20 protein-coding genes are annotated in these 20006 nt (G+C 58.0%); 5 read left to right on the top strand and 15 right to left on the bottom strand.

Going from position 1 to position 20006, the window contains the following annotated elements:
• Positions 1-31: 31 nt before the first annotated feature.
• Positions 32-775 carry an ATP-binding cassette domain-containing protein gene (locus CFB02_RS13000; protein WP_088558311.1) on the bottom strand — a complete coding sequence of 248 codons (744 nt, stop codon included), beginning with the start codon at positions 773-775 and terminating at the stop codon, positions 32-34.
• The gene (locus CFB02_RS12995; protein ID WP_053113881.1) at positions 772-1470 is read right to left on the bottom strand and encodes an ABC transporter permease; all 699 of its coding nucleotides are present in this window, start codon (positions 1468-1470) and stop codon (positions 772-774) included. The genes CFB02_RS13000 and CFB02_RS12995 overlap by 4 nt, the downstream gene beginning before the upstream one ends.
• 118 nt (positions 1471-1588) lie before the next feature.
• Between CFB02_RS12995 and CFB02_RS12990 the strand changes: the two genes are divergently transcribed.
• Both CFB02_RS12990 and CFB02_RS12985 read left to right on the top strand, forming a co-directional pair.
• Positions 1589-2473 carry a helix-turn-helix transcriptional regulator gene (locus CFB02_RS12990; protein WP_088558310.1) on the top strand — a complete coding sequence of 295 codons (885 nt, stop codon included), beginning with the start codon at positions 1589-1591 and terminating at the stop codon, positions 2471-2473.
• Between the two features lie 38 nt (positions 2474-2511).
• A complete protein-coding gene (locus tag CFB02_RS12985; RefSeq protein WP_088558309.1) occupies positions 2512-3642 on the top strand; it encodes a putative sulfate/molybdate transporter in 1131 nt (376 codons plus the stop codon).
• Here the strand turns inward: CFB02_RS12985 and CFB02_RS12980 are convergent.
• On the bottom strand, positions 3620-5335 hold the full coding sequence (locus CFB02_RS12980; protein WP_227519212.1) for an FAD-binding oxidoreductase: 1716 nt from the start codon (positions 5333-5335) through the stop codon (positions 3620-3622). The genes CFB02_RS12985 and CFB02_RS12980 overlap by 23 nt on opposite strands.
• 151 nt (positions 5336-5486) lie before the next feature.
• Here CFB02_RS12980 and CFB02_RS12975 point away from each other — a divergent pair, with 151 nt between their 5' ends.
• On the top strand, positions 5487-5879 hold the full coding sequence (locus CFB02_RS12975; protein ID WP_088558307.1) for a glutaredoxin family protein: 393 nt from the start codon (positions 5487-5489) through the stop codon (positions 5877-5879).
• A gap of 131 nt (positions 5880-6010) precedes the next feature.
• Here CFB02_RS12975 and CFB02_RS12970 read toward each other — a convergent pair whose 3' ends face one another.
• The 6 genes from CFB02_RS12970 to CFB02_RS12945 all read right to left on the bottom strand — a co-directional run bounded on the left by CFB02_RS12970 (position 6011) and on the right by CFB02_RS12945 (position 12612).
• Positions 6011-7420 carry an NAD(P)(+) transhydrogenase (Re/Si-specific) subunit beta gene (locus tag CFB02_RS12970; RefSeq protein WP_088558306.1) on the bottom strand — a complete coding sequence of 470 codons (1410 nt, stop codon included), beginning with the start codon at positions 7418-7420 and terminating at the stop codon, positions 6011-6013.
• A gap of 2 nt (positions 7421-7422) precedes the next feature.
• Positions 7423-7710, bottom strand: a complete 288-nt coding sequence (locus CFB02_RS12965; RefSeq protein WP_088558305.1) for an NAD(P) transhydrogenase subunit alpha — start codon at positions 7708-7710, stop codon at positions 7423-7425.
• The gene (locus tag CFB02_RS12960; protein ID WP_088558304.1) at positions 7710-8879 is read right to left on the bottom strand and encodes a Re/Si-specific NAD(P)(+) transhydrogenase subunit alpha; all 1170 of its coding nucleotides are present in this window, start codon (positions 8877-8879) and stop codon (positions 7710-7712) included. The genes CFB02_RS12965 and CFB02_RS12960 overlap by 1 nt, the downstream gene beginning before the upstream one ends.
• Positions 8797-10392, bottom strand: a complete 1596-nt coding sequence (gene mqo / locus CFB02_RS12955) for a malate dehydrogenase (quinone) (protein WP_088559252.1) — start codon at positions 10390-10392, stop codon at positions 8797-8799. Before mqo ends, CFB02_RS12960 begins: the two co-directional genes overlap by 83 nt.
• 175 nt (positions 10393-10567) lie before the next feature.
• Positions 10568-11935 carry a heavy metal sensor histidine kinase gene (locus tag CFB02_RS12950; RefSeq protein ID WP_088558303.1) on the bottom strand — a complete coding sequence of 456 codons (1368 nt, stop codon included), beginning with the start codon at positions 11933-11935 and terminating at the stop codon, positions 10568-10570.
• Entirely contained in the window at positions 11932-12612 is a 681-nt protein-coding gene (locus tag CFB02_RS12945; RefSeq protein ID WP_088558302.1) for a heavy metal response regulator transcription factor, read from the bottom strand. Before CFB02_RS12945 ends, CFB02_RS12950 begins: the two co-directional genes overlap by 4 nt.
• Positions 12613-12816: 204 nt before the next feature.
• Here CFB02_RS12945 and CFB02_RS12940 point away from each other — a divergent pair, with 204 nt between their 5' ends.
• The gene (locus CFB02_RS12940) at positions 12817-13266 is read left to right on the top strand and encodes a GlcG/HbpS family heme-binding protein (RefSeq protein WP_227519397.1); all 450 of its coding nucleotides are present in this window, start codon (positions 12817-12819) and stop codon (positions 13264-13266) included.
• Positions 13267-13286: 20 nt separating this feature from the next.
• Entirely contained in the window at positions 13287-13697 is a 411-nt protein-coding gene (gene uraH, locus CFB02_RS12935; RefSeq protein WP_088558300.1) for a hydroxyisourate hydrolase, read from the top strand.
• Between the two features lie 31 nt (positions 13698-13728).
• On the opposite strand, the gene CFB02_RS12930 is transcribed toward uraH, so the two are convergent.
• The 6 genes from CFB02_RS12930 to CFB02_RS12905 form a co-directional block, all read right to left on the bottom strand.
• Entirely contained in the window at positions 13729-14226 is a 498-nt protein-coding gene (locus CFB02_RS12930) for a MarR family winged helix-turn-helix transcriptional regulator (RefSeq protein ID WP_088558299.1), read from the bottom strand.
• An 83-nt stretch (positions 14227-14309) separates the two neighbouring features.
• A complete protein-coding gene (gene aliB, locus CFB02_RS12925) occupies positions 14310-15449 on the bottom strand; it encodes a cyclohexanecarboxyl-CoA dehydrogenase (protein ID WP_088558298.1) in 1140 nt (379 codons plus the stop codon).
• Positions 15450-15473: 24 nt separating this feature from the next.
• A complete protein-coding gene (locus tag CFB02_RS12920; RefSeq protein WP_088558297.1) occupies positions 15474-16256 on the bottom strand; it encodes an enoyl-CoA hydratase-related protein in 783 nt (260 codons plus the stop codon).
• A 32-nt stretch (positions 16257-16288) separates the two neighbouring features.
• A complete protein-coding gene (locus CFB02_RS12915) occupies positions 16289-17056 on the bottom strand; it encodes an SDR family NAD(P)-dependent oxidoreductase (protein ID WP_088558296.1) in 768 nt (255 codons plus the stop codon).
• A 35-nt stretch (positions 17057-17091) separates the two neighbouring features.
• Complete coding sequence (locus tag CFB02_RS12910) at positions 17092-18756, bottom strand: AMP-binding protein (RefSeq protein WP_088559251.1); 1665 nt, start codon at positions 18754-18756, stop codon at positions 17092-17094.
• Between the two features lie 209 nt (positions 18757-18965).
• Positions 18966-19889 (bottom strand): LysR family transcriptional regulator, encoded by a 924-nt coding sequence (locus CFB02_RS12905; RefSeq protein ID WP_227519211.1) that lies wholly within the window; start codon positions 19887-19889, stop codon positions 18966-18968.
• Positions 19890-20006: the final 117 nt, after the last annotated feature.

The raw sequence follows: 20006 nt of genomic DNA, 5'->3' as shown, positions 1-20006 counted from the left end.
CATTGGATTGATGGGTTTTTATGGTGGTGCATCAGGCGACAAGTTCACCGGAAATAAAAGCTTGTGCCTGGCGTGAAACCGGCGTTTCGAAAAACACGTCTGCAGGCGTGTGCTCCTGTACCTGGCCACCAGAGAGGAACAGCACGTCGCCGGCAAGTCGCCTGGCCTGGTGCAGGTCATGGGTTGTCATCACAATGCGTGTGCCCCGGGCGTGAAATTCTTTAACGGCGGTTTCCACGGCCTTTATCGCAGCGGGGTCCAGTGCGGAGGTGGGTTCATCCAGAAACAGCACTGCCGGTGAAAGCGACCAGGCACGTGCCAGTGCCAGGCGTTGCTTCTCCCCGCCGGACAGCACCCGCGCAGGCGTGTCGGCGCAGGAGGAGAGACCAAACCGGGCCAGGGCTTCGAGAGCCAGCTCTGTGCGCAGCTTGCGTGGCACGTTGTTGACCGCCAGTGCGTGCCTGAGGTTGGCCAGCGCCGAACGGCGTAAAAGGATTGGCGTCTGGAAAACCATGGCCTGGCGGGGCGCACTGGCGCCTGACCAGCTCACGGCGCCCTCCGTTGGTGTGAGCAGGCCGTGCGCCAGTCGCAGCATAAGGCTCTTGCCGGCGCCATTGGGGCCCATTACCAGAGTGGGCCCGGGGCCATCAAGCGTGAACGAGCAAGGACCAAAAAGCTGGTGTCCGAGCGGGTTGAACTCAACGTTTTCAAAACGCAGCGAAGGTGGTGCGCTGAGCTCGATCGAATTGTTGAGAGGCACGTTCAACGAAGTCATCCCATGCGCCTTTTTGCCATTTCACTCAGAATGTAGGCCGTTGCGTTGATGGCCATAACCAGAGTCAGGAGCACAATGCCCAGACCCAACGCCAGGGGCAGGGCGCCCTTGCTTGTTTCCAGCACGATGGCTGTGGTCATGACCCGCGTTACACCATCAATGTTGCCGCCAACCATCATCACGGCGCCTACTTCGGCGCTGGCCCGCCCGAATCCTGCGAGCAGAACGGTCAGCAAAGCGAAGCGGGCATCCCACAGCAGGGTGGGCATCATGCGCGCCCTGGACATGCCCAGAGAGACAAACTGTTCCCGGTATTCACCAAGCAACTCCTCCACTTTTTGCCGGGAAAGCGCAGCGAGAATGGGCAATACCAGAATCACCTGCGCAATCACCATGGCGCCGGGCGTGAACAGAAGCCCCAGCTCCCCGAGAGGCCCGGCCCGAGACAGCAGTAGGTAAACGCCGAGCCCGGCCACAACCGGAGGTAGTCCCATGAGCGCATTCAGCGCCACAATCACCCCGCCGCGCCCGGGGAACTGCCATAGCGCGACTGCCGCACCGAGCGGAAAACCCAGGGTTGCCGCTATCAGGACTGCCAGAAGCGAAACCTGCAGCGAAAGCACCACGATCTGGTACAGCGAGGCGTCGAGATTCACCAGTAGCGACAGCGCTACGTAAAACGCATTATCTTCCACAGCAGCGTCTCCTTAATGTTGAGCATCGTGGCGTTTTTAACTACGCTTTGCACAGCCTGTTGAAAAATATGCAGCCAAAAACAGTCTGGTGCTTGTGCCCGATCCGCCGGAGAAACCGATGTCCCTTCCCGCCTATCTCACTACGGCCGAGGCCGCCGAGTATCTGCGCCTGAAAGAACGCAAGGTCTACGATCTGGTCAGCCAGGGTGTCATTCCCTGTGTGCGAATTACCGGAAAGCTATTGTTCCCGCGCCAGCGTATTGATTTGTGGCTGATGAACCATCTGGAAGGGGACGACGCGATCAGTGCACCAACCCCGCCGGTGCTGGTGGGTAGTCAGGATCCGCTGCTCGAATGGGCGGTGAAGGAGAGCAACGCAGAGCTGGCCATGTTGTGCCAGGGAAGCGGTGATGGGGTGCAGCGGCTGGTCGATGGCCGGGCCATGCTCGCGGGTATGCATATCTGGCACGCCGAGAGCGAGCGTTATAACGATCCGGCAACCCTGGGTTTGACCGGGATGCGAGACCTGGTGCTGATTCGTTGGGCCAAGCGCCAGCAGGGCCTGCTCCTGGCGCCGGACAATCCTCACAAGCTGACACAACTGGTGGATATCGGACGGCCCGGCCTTCGCCTCGCCCATCGACAGCCGGATGCCGGCGTCAGTCATCTGTTGCAGAGCCTGCTTGCCCGTCATCGTATCGAGAGCAGTGAGCTGATCTGGGCCGAGCATCCTTCACTCAGCGAGGATGATCTGGCCCTCGCCATTCGCCAGGGGGAGGCGGACGTGGGCATAGGTATAGAAGCGGCGGCAAGGCGCCAGGGCCTGGCGTTTATACCGCTGCAGCAGGAGCATTTTGACCTGGCCATGCGCCGGCGCCATTACTTCGAACCCGCCATGCAGCGATTGCTGGCTTTTGCCCGCAGTGAACGATTTGTTCAGCGAGCGGAGGCATTGGGTGGTTATAATATCAGTGAGCTTGGAAACGTTGTGTACAACGCCTGAGCAAAAATAATAAACAGGCAGATCAAGCAGGGGCCTGCATGGGGTCAATCGGAAACAGAACGGTCAAAGAGTTCAGTGGCGCTTTGGGTGACATTGGTACCCTGTTGCCACTGAGCCTCGGTGCCATTGGCGTAGCCGGGCTGGCGCCGGTACCGGTTCTGCTGGGATTTGCCCTATTCTATATCGCCACCGGGCTGTATTATCGTCTGCCGGTTCCTGTGCAACCCATGAAAGCGGTGGCCGCGCTTCTTCTCACCACCCAGGTCAGCGCCCAGAGCCTGGTTGCCAGTGGTGTTCTGATCGGCGCGATTCTTCTGATTTTGGGTTCAACCGGGTGGATCAACCGGGCTGCACGCCTGGTTCCGGGATCGGTGTTGAGCGGTCTGCAGTTGGGGCTGGGGTTGTTGTTGGCCAGCATGGGCCTGGAACTGATGACCACCTCTTTGCCGTTGGGTCTCCTGGTCCTTGCGTTGCTGGCCGTCACCCTGAAACTTTTCCCCAGTTGGCCTGCGGCATTGCTTGGTCTTGCCATGGCGATGGCTCTCGGGGCGTTGCTGGGCTCCCCCGGGCTACCGCTACCGGCCGATCCGGCGATTTTCTCGATGCCGGAGCTGCCCTCAATGGATGAATGGCAGCAGGGATTTTCCATCCTGGTGCTGCCACAACTGGCGCTGACCATCACCAACGCGATCGTTCTGACGGCCCTGGTGGTCGGGGATTATTTCGGCGACCAGTCCCGGGTCTCGCCTGCGCGTCTTTCCGTTACAACCGGCCTGGCCAACCTGTGCCTGGTTCCGTTCGGTGCCTTGCCCATGTGTCATGGCGCTGGCGGTGTTGCGGCACACTATCGCTTCGGTGCCCGCACGGGTCTTGCGCCGGTCCTGCTGGGCGTGGGTTTGCTTCTGGTGGCAATCGTACCCGGCGGGCTGTCGTTTATCGCCGCTGTACCCGCGGCCGGTCTCGGCGCCCTGCTCATGGTCGCAGCTGTCGAGCTTGGCCTTACCAGGCGTCTCTGGACCGCCAAACCATCCTGCTGGCCGGTGATCGGAATCACCGCACTGATTACGTTCTGGGTCGACCCGTTTTTCGGATTCCTGGCCGGGGTGGCGACGGAGACGTTCCGGACTGCCTGGTTGCGGGGACGTTTCAACGGTGTGCGTCAAGACTGAGAGAGCTGCCCTGATCTGATAACACCCCCCCGATACCAACGTCTTTGTCCTGCGGGTCGATCAGTGCACCCGGATTCAGGATGCCCTGAGGATCCAGGAAGTGCTTGCCCGCCGCCAGGGTCTGACGAAACAGCGGTGATGTCTGCTTCTCATAGCCAAAGCGATGATCCCGGCCAACGGCGTGGTGATGGGTGACGGTAGCGCCTTGCTCGGCCAGCACTTCCATGGAAATGCGTTTGAGCTGTTTCCACTTTTGCAGGGCTTTGCCCAGATCGCCGGTGGTGTCGCCCACGCAATAAAAAGTGAAATAGGGTGCGGGACCGTCCGGGTAAACGTGAGTAAAGCGGCAGGAAAATGAAAACGGACGTTGCGTGATCTCACGAAGCGCGGTCTCCATGGTGGATTTTACCGCCTTGTAGAAGTCCGGGAACTTGTCCCAGGTGATCGCGGTTTCGAAGGTGTCGGCAATCATGCCCATGGCCGTCAGGCGGTTACGCCAGTAGGGCATGCGAATAAAGGCATTACGCCACGACTCGGCCTCGCTGGCCCCTTTCTCTGAGTGATCCGGGTTATAGGAAATACCATCTTTCTGCAGAATGCCGCCATGCTCTTCGGCAATAGCAACGGCCCTTTCGATTTTCTGGTCTTGGGGATGGTCTGCGGATTCGAAGCCAAGAACCAGGACGGCGCAAGGCCTGTCAGCAATCCGGTTGATGATCACTTCGGCTTCATCCAGCAGGCGGCAGTTCGACGGAAACAAGCCCGATTGCGCAATCTGCCGGACCGCATCGACGCCTTTCATAAAACTGTCAAACCGCACGGAGGCCGTGGCTCTCCAGGTGGGACGGTGCTGCAGTCGCATGGTTGCCTCGGTAATGATGCCCAGGGTGCCCTCCGAACCACAGATCATGCGATCTGCCGAAGGACCGGCGCCTGAGCCGGGCAAGGCCCGGGTCTCGATAATGCCTTTGGGCGTGATCAGCCTGGTTGCTTCCACCATGTCTTCAATGTGGGTGTAGACCGTCGCAAAGTGCCCGCCAGCCCGTGTGGCGAGCATGCCTCCCAGGCTCACAAACGGAAAGCTCTGCGGATAATGGCGCAGCGTCAGTCCGTGCTGTTTTAGCTGCCGCTCAAGATCCGGGCCTTTGATACCAGCCTGAATCCGTGCACGGCGGCTGACCGGATCAATCTCCAGAATCCGGTCCAGGTTCTCCATATCAACGCTGATGGTCGCCCGGTAGCTGTCGCCAACATCGGGCTCCACGCCGCCACAGACGCTGGTGCCGCCACCAAAGGGGATGAGTGCAACGTTGTTTGCGGCCGCATAACTGAACAGTTGCTGGATGTCGTTTTCGGTTTTGGGAAAGGCAACGGCGTCGGGCGGATTATGCACTTGCCGCATCAGCATCCGGGCCATATCGGCGTAGGACTTTCCGTAGCTGTGCACCAGACGGTCGTAGGACGTCGTGGAAATAATGTCTGACAGGTGCCCGGGAATCGTTGGTAATCGGGATGCGGGAAGCTCGAAGTCTTCAACCGCTGGTGGCTCAATCTCCACCAGACCTTCCGGTACAAACATTCTCGTGATCGTTTCGATCATGGCATGTTCGTCCGGGTGCAGATCCTCGTCCGCATAGCCCCAGCCCCAGAACCGCAGGGTTTTGCGAAGTGACTTGGTGCCGGATTCAGGCATCTGGTTCTCCATCTGTGAAGGGGCTGCCCCGTTACTCTGAACACTTCATCCTTTGAAATGATATCCTCGTACACCACTATCAGGCACGCAAATAAATCCTGGATGCCGCTACCCTGCAGGCCACCTTTAATGAGGAGTTCGAGCCTTACCCATGAAAGTTATAATTCGTTATTTTTTCCGTACCCTGCGTCTGGTACTGACGCCCTTTATGCTACTCAGCGAAAAGCTCAGCACGCCAGAAAGCGTGAATCGAAGCGCTGAAGAGCAGGCCCGTGTCGATGAGGCCAGCAAGGATCTCGCCCTTTACCAGTTCAAGGCTTGCCCGTTCTGTATCAAGGTAAGAAAGGAAATTGCCAGGCTGGGTCTCAACATCGAAACCCGCGACGCCCAGCATGACCCGGAGCATCGTGCGGCGTTGGAAGCCGGTGGTGGTCGTGTCAAAGTGCCTTGCCTGAAGATTCGGCATGAGGATGGCAGTGAGCGGTGGCTCTACGAATCCGATGAAATCAAGGCGTGGCTTCAGGAGCGTTTTGAGCCGGCTTGAACCATGCTCGTAAAATGGAGTATGCGGCTATTCTCAAAGTATGCAGTAACCTCCCGCATGATACGAATCGCGAAAGTTTCCAGTGCTTTAAGGCGATTCAGAAGTTTCATGCGGGGGCTCCTTTGGGTACCTCAGAGTTCTTTGATGGCGCTGGTGGTAGCTTGAAGCACATCCTTGGCGTCGCCTTTCACCATCAGACTGTTATCACGAATAAACAGACTGTTGGGGATTCCGGCAAAACCGGGTGAAAGGCTTCGCTTTACCACAATTACGGTTTTCGCTTTATGTACGTCGAGAATGGGCATGCCGTAAATCGGAGAGCTGGGTTCTTCCGCAGCAGCCGGATTCACCACGTCGTTGGCACCTAGAACAATGGCAACGTCAGCCTGGGGCAGTTCCGGGTTGATGCTGTCCATATCCTTTAACTGGTCATAGGAAATTTCAGCTTCTGCGAGGAGAACGTTCATGTGCCCCGGCATACGACCTGCGACCGGATGGATGGCGTAATTCACCCTTGCACCGCGGGATTCCAGCTGGTTCGCCAGTTCTTTGACGGCGTGCTGAGCCTGAGCGACGGCGAGGCCATAGCCTGGCACCATCACTACATTACGCGCGCCGTCCAGCAGCATTGCCAGGTCATCCGGTGTTGCGTACTTCACTTTACCAGCATAGAACTCGTCGTCATTGGTTGCAGACTGCGTGCCCGCGCTTTGTCCAAAGGCACCTCCAAACAGCACATTGGGCAGCGACCGGTTCATGGCTTTGCACATCACGGCGGTGAGGATCAGACCGGATGCTCCTACCAGCGAGCCGGTGATGATCAGGCCCTGATTTTCCAGTACAAAGCCGGTGGAGGCGCCGGCGAGGCCGGAGTAGGCGTTCAATAGTGCGACGACTACGGGCATGTCTGCACCGCCAATTGGCTGCACAAGCCCAACACCCAGCAACAGGCAGAGCCCAACCAGAACCAGCAACATCAGTTGCGGTGCCTGGCTATCATTAAAGAACAGCACCCCGCAGGTAATGACGCCGACAAGGCTCAGCAACGCGACAGCCTGCCACTGGCGGGCGCGACGGCTATCGCCCACGTTGCCCTTCAGTTTCAGAACCGCCACCACAGAGCCGGTCAGCGTTACCGCGCCAATGGCGATGGAGAACACGATGGCCAGTGTCCAGGCTGTGCTGGCCTGCGTCGCCCCGGCGCTCTGCGTTCCGAGAGCCGTCAGCCAGGTGCTGGCAGCAACCGCGAGAGAGGCACCACCGCCGATACCGTTGAGACTCGCCACCAGCTCCGGCATGGAGGTCATGGCGGTTTTCCGGGCAAGCCAGGCACCGATAGAACCGCCAATCACCATGCCCGCAATGATGGTTGTGAAGCCGACAATCTGGTGGTGCAGCAGGGCCGCAACCACGGCGATGAGCATCCCGATCGCGGCAATCTGGTTTCCGCGGACAGCGGTTTTCGGCTTGGTCATGCCCTTGATGCCCAGAATGAAGAGCACCGCGGCTGTGAGATAGGAAAGATTGACAAGAGCAAACATGATTAACCCTTACGCTTGAACATGTTGAGCATACGGTCTGTGACCATGAAGCCGGCCACGATGTTGATACTGGCGAGCGTCACTGCGATGAATCCGAGAACGCTGGCGAGCGTCGGTGACAGGTGATTGGTGCCGGCGCTGACAATCGCGCCTACAATCACAATGCCTGAGATCGCGTTGGTGCCGCTCATTAACGGCGTGTGCAGGGTGGGTGGGACTTTGTTGATCAGTTCCACGCCAACAAAAAGCGCCAGAACAAAAATGGTGAAACTCAATACCAGCATTTCCATCAGGCAACGTCCTCTTCTGTTTCTGGTGATGCTTTTGCGGGCGCAGGCGCGCTCTTGTCCTGCCCGAAATAAACCTGACCCTCGCAGGTGACCATCGTGGCTGAAACGATGTCATCCTCCTGTCTGGGCACCAGACGCCCCTCTTCTGTCATGTTTTTGATGAAGTTGATGATATTGCGATTCAGCAATTGGGAAGCGTGCACCGGGACCCGGGAAGGGTGGTTGACATGCCCGACAAGGGTGACACCATCCACATCAACCTTTTCGTTCAGCACGGTGCCTTCAACGTTACCGCCGCGGGCGGCGGCGAGATCAACGATGACCGAGCCACGTTTCATGCGATGGATCATCGCTTTGTCGATCAGCTTCGGCGCCGGCTTGCCAGGAACGGCCGCGGTGGTGATAACAAGGTCGGCCCGCGCAACGCAGTCACCGAGCTGTTCCCGCTGGGCATGGTAGAAAGCCTCGGACTGCGCTGTGGCATAACCGTTGTCGCCGGAGGCATCGGTCTCCGGAACCTCAATCTCGATAAAGTCCGCGCCCAGGCTTTCCACTTGTTCTTTGACTTCCGGGCGGAGATCATAGGCCTCGACCACGGCGCCAAGTCGGCGCGCCGTTGCAATGGCCATCAGGCCAGCAACACCGGCGCCGATGACGAGGACCCTTGCCGGGTGGATAGTGCCGGCGGCCGTCATCAGCATCGGAAAGTAGCGTGGCAAAGACATGGCGCCGCGCAACACGGACCGATAGCCACTGATGCCTGCCATGGCGCTGAGAACGTCCATGGATTGCGCGCGGGTAGTGCGTGGAACCAGGTCCAGCGCAAACGCTTGAATTGAACGCTCTGCCAGTCTTTCCAGTAGCGTTTTGTTGTCCCAGGGCTCGAGTATACAGATCAGCGTGGACTCAGCTTTAAGGCTTGAGGCCTCGGTCTCACTGGGTGGCTGCACCTTGACCAGAATATCGGCCTGCCGGTAGAGCGATTCGGCATTGTCGGCAATAATGGCCCCGCTGCTGCGGTATTCCTCGTCGGTGAAGTGAGCGGCCAGCCCGGCGCCCTGCTCAACGATGACTTCGTAGCCTGCCTCAAGCAACTCCGGCACGCCGGCCGGTATGATCGCGACCCGGTTCTCGTCGGCTCTTGTCTCTGTCGGTATTCCTATCAGCATGGTTTTCGCTCCGTGTTGAAAGTGAGGAGGACATCGGGCCCATAAGTCCCAGTGTGGGGTGTGTGAAAGCGCGAACGTTTCTCAATAGTTGCGGATCGTCCTTCAGGGAGTGTCCGTAACTGGGGATCAGTGACTGAAGAATCTGGCGATGGTGGCCCTGGGTCAGTTCCGGGAGACACCGTTCAATGACAGTCAGCATCGCGGAGACGCCGGTGGAAGCGCCCGGCGATGCACCGAGAAGCGCAGCCAGGGAACCATCGGCCGTGGTCAGTACCTCGGTGCCAAACTCCAGCGCACCCTTTCCGTTGGCGCCGGTCTTGATGATCTGAACCCGCTGACCAGCCCGCCGCAGGCGCCACTCGCTGTGATCGGCGGCGGGCATAAAAGCGGCGAGGTGGGACAATCGATCGGCGCGCGAACTCAAGGTTTCTTTTATCAGATAGCGGGTAAGGGGCCATTGCGTAGCTGCCACGTGCATCAGGTTGGATAGGTTGTCCGGGCGCACGCTTCGAATCAGGTCAAATAGGCTTCCAGCTTTCAGAAATCGGGTGGTGAAGCCGGCGAAGGGACCGAACAGCAACGCTGGCTTGCCGTCGATGTAGCGGGTATCGAGATGGGGCACCGACATGGGTGGGGCGCCTACCTCAGCCTGACTGTAGACCTTGGCGCTATGCGCCAGTGCCAGTGCCTCGTTGTGACAGGCAAGCCAGATACCCGAGACCGGAAAGCCGCCATAGCCTTTGGCTTCCTCGACGCCGGCCTTTTGCAACAACGGCAGGCTTGCGCCGCCCGCGCCGACGAAAACAAAGCCCGCGTCAATGTCCTTGAGCTCACCGGTGATGCTGTTTCTGACCGTTACTGACCAGCGATCACCCTGCTTTTTCAGGCTGACTACCCGTGTTTGGAGCATGGTCGAGACCTGCGGTTGGCCCCTCAGAAAACTACCGAAACTGCGCGTGAGGGCGCCGAAATCGACGTCACTGCCGTGATCTACGCGGGTGGCGGACATAACCTCATTATCGGTGCGACTTCGGGTGATAAGAGGCAGCCAACGCTCGAGCGTGTCTTGATCATCGGAAAACTCCATGCCCTCAAACAGTGAACTCCTGACCATGACGCTTTGTCGGTTGGCAAGAAATTCGCGACCGACCTTGCCTTTGACCCAGCTCAGGTGTGGCACTTTTCGGATGAACGATTCCGGCGAGGGCAGCACGTTTTTGTGGGCAAGTGACCCCCAGAACTGGAGAGAGACTTCGAACCGCTCGTTGATGTCCAGTGCTCTCTCGGCTGAGACGGTCCCATCGGGCGCTTGTGGCGTGTAATTCAATTCGCAGTAACCGGCGTGGCCTGTGCCGGCGTTGTTCCATGCATCCGAGCTTTCCTGCCCGAGCTGCTCGGACTGCTCAATAATGGTCAGGGAACGACTGCTGTCGAGCTCTGTTATAAGCGTTGCCAGGGTGGTGCTCATAATGCCGCCACCGATGAGCAGCACATCGGTTTTTATCGCTGTCATGGCCCTTTGCTCTTGGTTGGTCAGAAAGGGCGTAAGACTTTAGTCGAATGGAGCAAGCTAAAAAATCGCTAATATTGATATATATACATCGAAAAAAACGATGCTTAAAAGAAGAAAAGGGGAGGGGGTCAAGGTGAAGACGGTTTCTAAAGAACCATTCTGAGAATGGCTTGATCTATCCGTGATGAAGGCGAGGGAACGTCATTGTTACTTCCACGCCACTCGGGACATTCCGAATCTCGGGGTGGCCACCGTGCCCTTTCATGATTGAGTCAACGATTGCCAACCCCAGACCACCGGTTTGTGAGGCATTTTGCCTGGCCGGATCGCATCGATAGAAACGGTCAAAAACACGATCCAGGTGTTTTTCACTGATGTGCTCTCCGCTGTTAAAAACGGTTATCTGGCTGACGCCTTTATCATGATGGGTTGAAACGATGATGGTCCCGTTGTCGGCGGTATGGTTTAAAGCGTTATCGACCAGATTAGCCAGAGCTCGTTGCAGAAGGTCCGGGGAGGCATTGAGCGTGCCCTCCGTTTTATTGATTAGCGAGATTCGATTGTCTTCAGCAATGTCGGAGAAATAATCGAATAAACGCTCAACCAACGAATGAATGGAAACCGTTTCAAACCCAGTCTCCGTGCCGTTTTTCTCTGCTCGGGCGAGAAACAACATGCTGTTGATCATTCTCGAGAGTCGCTCATATTCCTCAAGGTTGGACAGAAGCAATGCTTCATAGTCAGCAGACTCTCGTGGCTTGGATAAGCATTGTTGGGTCTGGCCCAACAGGTTGTTCAGAGGCGTCCGCATCTCATGAGCGAGATCCTCTGAAAAACGCGCCAATTGCGTAAAACCCGCTTCCAATCGAGCAATCATTTCGTTCAGTCGACTAGTTAACTGGCTCAGCTCAGGGTACTGGTCCAATGGCTGGAGACGTGTGTCCAGGTTGTTCGTGCGAATGCTTTCCACATTTTTCGACAGCTGGCGGACCGGGCCCAATCCCCATCGGCTGACAAGCCAGCTAACGCTGCCACTGATAACCGCACCGATGATGAGCGCCCACCACAGGGTTGAGCGGTAGCCCGCCAGCATTCTGTTTCGCTCGGTGAGCGTCTTGCCCGCAATGAGGGTGAGGCTTTGTCCGCCAATGTCTGCCCTGTAGCCGGCTAAACGGTAGTCGACCGGAGTCGCGCCATTTGTAAACTCAATCGAAGAGCCTGTGGCCACCGGGGGAATCGGCAGGTTGGGAGGGTTGATTTCGATGAGAACTTCCCGGTTTTCGTTAAGCACCCACAGAACGTTGTCTGTGTTGCCCAGCATGTTGGCATAGAGCTGAGGCTGGGTTCGTAACTCCGAGACTGTTCCGGCATTGACGAGCAGGTTTTCCATGCGCTCCAGTCGGCCCTCCAGCGTTTGATCATCCCGCCAGGCAAGTTCGCGCTCCAGAGAGGAATAGAGCAACACGCCGATCGTGCCCAGGGTTAACAGGCTGATCAGAGCGAACATCAGTGCCAAACGTTGGGCGATGGATAAGCGGATCATGCTTCTGGCTCCGGCTCCAGGACATACCCCATACCCCTGACGGTTTTTATCAGTTTGACCGGGAAACCGTCGTCGATCTTTGCGCGCAATCGCCGAATCGCAACGTCCACCACCTTGGTGTCGCTGTCGAAATTCATGTCCCAGATCTGAGTCGCGATATCGGCCCGGGATAAAATCTCGCCCTGATGGTTGAGCAAGAGCTGCATCAGGGCAAATTCTCGACCTGTTAGCGCTATTGGCTGCCCGTCGCGCGTGACTTTCCGTCGCTTGGCGTCGAATTCGAGGTCAGCCACGGAGAAGCTGTCCAACTCTTTCACCGTTGAGCCTCGCCTGAGGAGGGACCGGACTCTTGCCAGAAGTTCCGCGTAGGAGAAAGGTTTCACCAGATAGTCATCACCTCCGGACTCGAGTCCTCGAACGCGGTCTTCCACTGAATCGCGCGCAGTAAGGAACAGAACCGGCGTGTCGGATTTTGCCCTGAGAACGTCCAGCAATTGCCAGCCGTTCAATTGCGGCAACATGATGTCCAGAATAACCAGATCAAAGGTTTCTTCCTTAACCAGATGCTTTGCATCGAGGCCGTCATTGGCGACCTCCACCAGGAAGCCTGATTCGGTGAGGCCCTTGCGAAGATACTCCGCCGCTTTTATTTCATCCTCGACAACAAGAATGCGCATCCTCACCCCTTTCAACGGCATAAATATCGGTGGCAAACGAGCCGAAAGATTGCGGAAATTCTGACCAGTTTTCAGTTACCGATTGGTAATAAAAGCGCAAACGTTCTGTTCCTGTCCGACTGTCATTCTGGCCCCACATTTACGAGGTAACGGAGTGACGCAATGCATAAGAGATCCTGGTTTTCCGGCGCAGTCATCGGCTTGATGCTCGCTTCTGGCGGAGCATTCGCAAACGCCGAACCACTGCATCAAAAGAACATGTCACTGGCGCTGGCCAATCAGCTTGTAGACGCTACGTTGCAGGCGTGCCATGCCGACGGTCGGTCTGCAGTAGTTGCTGTCGTTGACCGAGGCGGACGACTGGTGGCGCTGCAGCGGGATGACAACATTGGTCCACACAACACCGCGGCTGCCCAGAAGAAGGCGTTCACGTCTCTGTCGACCAAAACCGCCAGCCGGGAGCTGTCCGGTATCGCCAGAAATAATCCCGAATCTGAAAACCTGAACACAGTCGATGATCTGTTGCTGCTGGGTGGCGGAGTACCCGTGCAGGTTGGCGGCGAGGTGATCGGTGCTATTGGCGTTGCCGGTGCCGGCGGATCCGCTATCGATGAAGGCTGTGCGATAACCGCACTTGAAACCCTGAAAAACTAAATGACTTAGGAGTATTGATAATGAACCTGAAGAAAGCACTTGTGACCGGTCTTTTCCTCGCCTCCGCTTCCGGCTCAGCTTTGGCTGCCGGGAATCCGCTGAGCGTTCATGTATTGAACATTCAGAATGGCCTGCCATCGCCGGATGTTGCGGTGACGCTTGAGCGGCATGAGGACGGCAAATGGGTTGAGCTGAGTGAGGCGGTCACCAACGAGCAAGGCCGAATCAGCGCGCTTTATCCGGAAGGCGAGGATCTCGTAGAAGGAACCTATCGCGTTGTGTTTGAAACCGGCGACTGGTTCGAGACGCAGGACACGGCCTCGTTCTTCCCGGAGATCCCGGTGGTGTTTACCATGGACGGCGCGCTTGAGCACTATCACGTTCCGCTGCTCTTGAGCCCCTACGGTTACTCTACCTATCGTGGTAATTGATTGGGGGTTGTAATGCTGGCCGAGTAAGGCGTTACTTGGCGCTGAGATTCTCAGTGCCACCGTCTTCTGGAATGGTGGGGCCTAGCGAAACGTCAATAAGCTCATGCTGAAGCTTTTTCAGAAGGTGAAGCAGGCTGACACCATCATCAAAGCTCATCCCCTGCATGGCCTGTCTGTAGAACTCGGCAATCGAGTCTTGCAGCCGGCCCCAGAAAAGCCGACCAGACTCGGTCAGAACGACCAGTCTGGCTCGGCGATCCTGGGGGTCCGGTATCCGAATGACATGCCCGTCCCGTTCCATTCGTTTGAGCACTCCGTCGAGGTTTTGTCGACTGACGTAGAGGTACTCTTTCAGTTGATTGAATGAGGTGCCGCCTTCGAAGCCTTCTCGCGACAGTGCGCCAAGAACCGCCCATTGCACGGCGCTGATGCCCATTTCATTCTGGACCTGGCGCTGGAGAATGTTTCCGGTCTGGAACAGGCGGAAAAACAGGCGGTTGGGTATGCCTCCAGATTCGTTGACGATCATCTGTACTCCTGTAATGCCCTGCTGGCGGTTGAACCGTTGAGGGCGGTTTTCGGCGTCCGGAATCACGGAAGGCATGGGACGCGTCACTTTGGCAGGTATTCGCGGGCGATAATGTTTTTCATGATCTGCGCGGTACCGTCACCTATCTGAAGGCCCAGAACATCCCGCAACCGTTGGGCGAAAGGCAGATCCTCACCCCACCCGGTGTGGCCATGGGCCAGCAGGCACTGTTTGACCACATCGAAGGCGAGCTTTGGCCCCCACCACTTGTTCATGGCTGCTTCTGCGTTGTGGGGCCGATTGTTGTCCTTGAGCCAGAGCGCATGGTAGCACTGCATGCGGGCCGCATGAACATAGGTCTGGTATTCGGCCAGAGGGTGGGTCAGACCCTGGAATGCAGACAGGTTCTGGCCGAAGGCGGTACGCTCGGTCAGCCACTGCCAGGTTTCATCCAGGGACTGCTGGGCCACCGCCAGGCATTGCAAGCCGATCAGGGCGCGGCTGTAATCGAAGCCCTGCATCACCTGTTTGAAGCCTTTGCCCTCGTCGCCCATCATCTGGCTGGCGTGCACTTCCACGTTATCGAAGAAGATTGAGCCGCGGCCGATCGCGCGCTGGCCGTTGTCTTCGAAGCGGGTTGTGGTAATGCCCGGGCTGTCCATCGGAACCAGGAACGCGCTGATGCCGGAAGCGCGCTGTTCTACCGTGCCGGTGCGGGCAAATACCACCGCCACATCGGCCTGGTCAGCCATGGAGATGGAGGTTTTTTCGCCGTTGAGCAGGTAAACGTCGCCTTTTTTCTCCGCTTTCAGACGCAGGTTGGCAGCGTCGGAGCCCCCGTGGGGTTCGGTCAGCGCGATACAGGCTACTTTCTGGCCACTAGTCATGCCGTGCAACCATTCTTTGGCAAGGTCCGGCGCGGCATGGCTGGCGATGATCTGGCCGTTGAGGGAGGTCAGCAGGGGAATGTAGCCAACGTTGAAATCCCCCTTTGAGATCTCCTCGATGATCAGGCCGCTGGTAACACAGTCCATGCCGCTGCCGCCGAATTCCTCCGGTAGCTCGCCACCGAGCAATCCCATCTCGCCGAGCTGGCGGATGACCTCCTTTTCGATAACCCCTTCCTGGTCTCGCTTGCGATAGCCCGGAGCCAGAACCTCGGCACTGAAACGGGCCACAACCTCGCGAATCGCGTTCTGTTCTTCATTGAATCCGAAATTCATGGTGTTCTCCGGGCGATCTGGCCGTTACTTGTAGTACTTGCGGAATTCCGGCTTGCGCTTTTCCCGGAAGGCGTTCACGCCTTCTTTGGACTCGTCGGTGTCGTAGTAGAGGCTAAGGGCCTGCATGCCCAGGGCGCCGATACCGGCAATGTTGTCGCTGTCGGCATTGAAAGAGCGCTTGGCGATGGAAATGGCCGTTGGGCTTTTTTCCAGGATTTCCTCGCACCATTTTTGCACTTCCTCGTCCAGTTGCTCTGGCGGAACCACGGCGTTGACCAGGCCCCACTCCAGCGCCTGCTGCGCGGAATATTTGCGGCACAGGTACCAGATCTCCCGGGCCCGTTTCTCGCCCACGACCCGGGCCAGGTAGGCGGTGCCAAAGCCGGGGTCCACTGAACCCACCTTGGGGCCGACCTGGCCGAAGATGGCGGTTTCGCAGGCAATACTCAGGTCGCAGATCACGTGCAGCACGTGGCCGCCCCCGATGGCGAAGCCATTGACCCGGGCGATCACCGGTTTTGGCACTTCGCGAATGGTGCGCTGAAGCTCTTCCACCGGCAGCCCGATCAGGCCACGGCCGTCGTACTGGCCCTCGTGTGCGCCCTGGTCACCGCCGGTGCAGAACGCTTTTTCACCGGCGCCCGTGAACACGATGACGCCGATGTCCTTGTTCCAGCCGGCGCGGTTAAACGCGTCCAGCAGTTCCATGCAGGTCTGTCCCCGGAAGGCGTTGTAGCGGTCCGGCCGGTTGATGGTGATGGTGGCGACGCCGTTGTTTTCGTCGTAGAGGATGTCTTCGTAAGTCATGGTCCGTTCTCCTGAATCGTGTAACTGGTTGCTTAGCCGGCCATGGTCAGGCCGCCGGACACGCTGATCACCTGGCCAGTGATGAAGTTGGCATCGTCACTCGCGAGCAGGGCGATGAGGCCGGGGTAGTCCTCCGGTTGGGCCAGGCGCTTCATGGGCACCGCGTTGCGGAAGGCTTCCAGCAACTTCTCCGGATTTGGGGCGGTTTCTGCCACGCCCTTGAGCAGGGCGGTGTCGGTGGGGCCGGGGCAGACCACGTTCAGACACACATTTTTGGTGGCCAGCTCCCGCGCCACGGTTTTGCTGAAGCCCACCAGGCCGGCCTTGCAGGCGGCGTAGACGGATTCTCCGGATGAGCCCACCCGGGCCGCGTCGGAGGCGACGTTGATCACCTTGCCGCCGCCGGCAGCAATCATTCCTGGCAGCACGACATGGTGCATGTTCAGGGCGCCGGTGAGGTTCACAGCGATCAACTGGTCCCAGAGTTTCGGCTCGGTCTTAAGGAATGGCATAAAGCGGTCGAAACCGGCGTTGTTGACCAGCACGGTGGGTACGCCCAGATCGCTTTCGATGGCGGCCACGGTGTCAGTGATCATGGCGTAATCGGTGATGTCGGCGGCGTAAGCTTTTGCCCGGCCTCCAGCTTCGGTAATCAGGTCTGCCGTGGCCCGGGCGGTGCTCTCGTCACGGTCCAGCACCGCCACCAGGCTGCCTTCCTGAGCAAAGCGCAGGCACACGGCACGACCAATGCCGCCACCGCCACCGGTCACGATGACTGTTTTTCCCTCGAGGCCTCTCATGATGACTTGCTCCTGTTGTTGTGAGATCAATGGGATTAATGGTGTTTGTTCGGTTCCAGGCGAACGTTTCTGGCCTGCTCGCGCAGTTTGAATTTCTGGATCTTTCCGGAGGCCGTGCGAGGCATGGCCTCGATCACTTCCAGGTATTCAGGCAGGTAGTTTTTGGACAGTTGCTGTTCGGTCAGGTAGGTCTTCACCTGTTCCAGGGTCAGGTCGGTGGCGTTTTCATCCAGGGTGACATAGGCGCACAGGCGCTCACCCAGGCGTTCGTCCGGGCAACCGACCAGGGCGACATCGACAATGCCCGGGAACTTGTAGAGCAGGTTTTCTACCTCCACTACGGGAATGTTCTCACCGCCTCGAATCACCACGTCCTTGGTTCGGCCGGTGATGCGGATGTAGCCGTCTTGATCCATTCGAGCGAGGTCGCCGGTGTTGAACCAGCCGGATTCGTCTACGCCATAGAGTTCGGGGCGCTTAAGATAACCGACAAACAGGCTGGAGCCGCGAACCAGCAGGCTGCCTTCTTCACCGGCAGGCAGTTCGTTGCCCTGGAAATCGGTGACCTTCACTTCCATGAAGGGCATGGCCTTTCCGTCGGACTGGCTGGCCCGCTCGGCTGGATCTTCCGGGCAGGTCATGGTGACAGCGCCGTTTTCGGTCATGCCCCAGGCGGAGACGATCTTTGCCTTCAGTACCTTGCCGGCCTGCTCAACCACAGCGCTGGGGATCGGTGCGCCGGCGGAGACGAAGATCCGCAGGGAGTCCAGTTCACCCTCGTGCTTTGGCGCGGTCTTCACCAGGTCGGCCAGGAACGGAGTGGCGGCCATGGTGAAGGCCGGCTTTTCGGCACCAATCACCTTGCAGACATAGTCCGCGTCCCAGATGTCCTGCAGGATCGCGGTGGTTCCCAGATAAACCGGCATCATGATGCCGTACATGAACCCGGTCTGGTGGGCCAGGGGCGAGGCCATCAGTACCTTGTCATCAGAAGTCAGGTGCAGCCGATCGGCATAGGGGCGCACGTTGGAGAACAATGTATTGGAGGTGTGCATTACGCCCTTGGGCTCGCCGGTGGTGCCAGAGGTGTAGAGGATCTGGATCGCATCATCAGCGTTGAGTTGGCGTTCTGCGAACAGGCTCGTGATGTCCTGCTGTTCTTCCCAGGGCGTCTCCATCAGGCGTTGTTCGAAGCTGCGTTCACCTTCTCCGCCGATGACCAGCAAAGTTTCCAGGGCCGGCAACTCCCCGCGAATACCGTCAACCATGGCCTCGTAGTCAAAGTCCCGGAAGACCTTTGGAATCACCAGCAGTTTGGCTTCGCCATGCTTGAGCATAAAGCGGAGCTCCCGCTCACGGAAAATGGGCATGAGCGGATTCAGGATGGCGCCGATGCGCATGCAGGCCAGGTGCAGGGCCGTGGTCTGCCACCAGTTGGGTAGCTGGCAGGCCACCACTTCGCCCTTTCCGATGCCCATAGCCGCCAGGCCCGCCGCCATGCGAGTGACTTTGTCATTGAGTTCCCGATAGGTGAGGGCGGTGCGGGTGTCGCTGGTGACCTGGTAACCGACGATGGCTTCCCTGTCCGGGGTGCTGGCGACCGTCTGCTCGAAGTAGTCGGTAATGATATTGTCGTTCCACGCGCCGCTTTTGATCATCGCGGCACGGCGTTCCGGATTAAGAGTGATGCCTGTATCCATCTTTTTCACCTGTTCGTTCCGGTTTTTTGTTATTAAAAGGCCTGGCTGAAGCTGAAACCTGGTCCAGCCTCGTTAGCTTCACAATACGCCTCGCTAAAATAATGTGTCAACATATTGCTTTAAAGGCGCAAGGCGATGGCCATTTCCTTTGCCAGTTATTCTCAGGTGTTCAATACGTTAGACAGGACGGCGGATGCCGCGATGGTGGTTCATTGAAGATTTGCAAATTCCAGAATCAAGGCGCGCAATTTACCTGCCGCCGGTGAAAGCGGTCTCCCGCAGCGTTGCAAGACACCATAACGGGTCCGAAGAGTTTCAATCCCGGTTACAGAAACGGTTGTCACCTTTCCGCTTTCAAGCAAGTCAGCCACGATAGGTCTGGGCGCAATACTGACGGCCTTGCTGCCGGTAACAATGGCCGCGAGCATGGCAATATTGTCGCACTCTATTCTCCGTTTAAGCCCGCCTTGTTGCGCGCTCATGGCCTGGATATTCCGTTCCATATCTTCAGGAACACGGGTCATGGCCAGGGGATAATCGAGCAAATCTCCCCAAACGACCCCTTTTCCCCGGGCCAACGGGTGATCATGACGACAAAACACAACAACCTCGGGCTGCGGCAAATGGGTAATGTCCAGGTCCGGATCGCCAGACAATTCGCCGGTATCGGCCACAAACAGCTCTATCTCATGATCCAGCAGCGCAAGGCGTAAGTCCTGCCAGTTATCTGTTCGAATGTTGAGGCGGATTCCCGGGTATTGATCCACAAACCGGGCACAGACCTTATCCATCAGGGCCAGCGCCGGATAGGGGCCAGTTCCGATACTCAATTCGCCTGTCTCAAGCTCGTCGATGGCCTCGACTTCCTGCCTTAAAGATTCTGCCGCGGCCAGCAGGCCCCGGACATGAGGCAGAGCGGCCCGCCCGTGCGCGGTTAAAACCACCCCGAAGCGCCCCCGATCGAACAGTCTTGCCCCGAGTTGGCGCTCCAGTTCCTGGATGCTGCGGCTTAACGCCGGTTGAGACAGGTGCACGACCTCAGAGGCGCGAGCAAAACTCCCGCACTCAACCAACGCCATGAAATGCCGGATGTGTCGTGTGTCCATGGCACTACATCTATGCGTTTTGCGCATGCCAAGTCAAGAAACATTGCATTGGATGAACTGAACACCTCGCTTCAAACTGCAGTTACGTGGCGCACGATTCAAAACCAACAAAACCCAGGTGCCGCCAAAAAGAGGAGATTCCGC

The sequence above is a fragment of the Marinobacter sp. es.042 genome, from assembly GCF_900188315.1.
Classification (GTDB): domain Bacteria; phylum Pseudomonadota; class Gammaproteobacteria; order Pseudomonadales; family Oleiphilaceae; genus Marinobacter.
The sequence above is the reverse complement of the archived record's forward strand: the minus strand, read 5'-3'. Positions and strand labels throughout refer to the sequence as shown.

Excerpts from the sequence above, each read along its gene's own strand:
- CFB02_RS12910 (WP_088559251.1), bottom strand. The coding sequence starts at position 18,756 with ATGGATACAGGCATCACTCTTAATCCGGAACGCCGTGCCGCGATGATC.
- CFB02_RS12945 (WP_088558302.1), bottom strand. The coding sequence starts at position 12,612 with ATGCGCATTCTTGTTGTCGAGGATGAAATAAAAGCGGCGGAGTATCTT.
- CFB02_RS12960 (WP_088558304.1), bottom strand. The coding sequence starts at position 8,879 with ATGCTGATAGGAATACCGACAGAGACAAGAGCCGACGAGAACCGGGTC.
- CFB02_RS12930 (WP_088558299.1), bottom strand. The coding sequence starts at position 14,226 with ATGATCGTCAACGAATCTGGAGGCATACCCAACCGCCTGTTTTTCCGC.
- uraH (WP_088558300.1), top strand. The coding sequence starts at position 13,287 with ATGAACCTGAAGAAAGCACTTGTGACCGGTCTTTTCCTCGCCTCCGCT.
- CFB02_RS12990 (WP_088558310.1), top strand. The coding sequence starts at position 1,589 with ATGTCCCTTCCCGCCTATCTCACTACGGCCGAGGCCGCCGAGTATCTG.
- CFB02_RS12970 (WP_088558306.1), bottom strand. The coding sequence starts at position 7,420 with ATGTTTGCTCTTGTCAATCTTTCCTATCTCACAGCCGCGGTGCTCTTC.
- aliB (WP_088558298.1), bottom strand. The coding sequence starts at position 15,449 with ATGAATTTCGGATTCAATGAAGAACAGAACGCGATTCGCGAGGTTGTG.
- CFB02_RS12985 (WP_088558309.1), top strand. The coding sequence starts at position 2,512 with ATGGGGTCAATCGGAAACAGAACGGTCAAAGAGTTCAGTGGCGCTTTG.
- CFB02_RS12920 (WP_088558297.1), bottom strand. The coding sequence starts at position 16,256 with ATGACTTACGAAGACATCCTCTACGACGAAAACAACGGCGTCGCCACC.
- CFB02_RS12965 (WP_088558305.1), bottom strand. The coding sequence starts at position 7,710 with ATGGAAATGCTGGTATTGAGTTTCACCATTTTTGTTCTGGCGCTTTTT.
- CFB02_RS12950 (WP_088558303.1), bottom strand. The coding sequence starts at position 11,935 with ATGATCCGCTTATCCATCGCCCAACGTTTGGCACTGATGTTCGCTCTG.
- CFB02_RS12980 (WP_227519212.1), bottom strand. The coding sequence starts at position 5,335 with ATGCCTGAATCCGGCACCAAGTCACTTCGCAAAACCCTGCGGTTCTGG.
- CFB02_RS12940 (WP_227519397.1), top strand. The coding sequence starts at position 12,817 with ATGCTCGCTTCTGGCGGAGCATTCGCAAACGCCGAACCACTGCATCAA.
- mqo (WP_088559252.1), bottom strand. The coding sequence starts at position 10,392 with ATGACAGCGATAAAAACCGATGTGCTGCTCATCGGTGGCGGCATTATG.
- CFB02_RS13000 (WP_088558311.1), bottom strand. The coding sequence starts at position 775 with ATGACTTCGTTGAACGTGCCTCTCAACAATTCGATCGAGCTCAGCGCA.
- CFB02_RS12915 (WP_088558296.1), bottom strand. The coding sequence starts at position 17,056 with ATGAGAGGCCTCGAGGGAAAAACAGTCATCGTGACCGGTGGCGGTGGC.
- CFB02_RS12905 (WP_227519211.1), bottom strand. The coding sequence starts at position 19,889 with ATGCGCAAAACGCATAGATGTAGTGCCATGGACACACGACACATCCGG.
- CFB02_RS12975 (WP_088558307.1), top strand. The coding sequence starts at position 5,487 with ATGAAAGTTATAATTCGTTATTTTTTCCGTACCCTGCGTCTGGTACTG.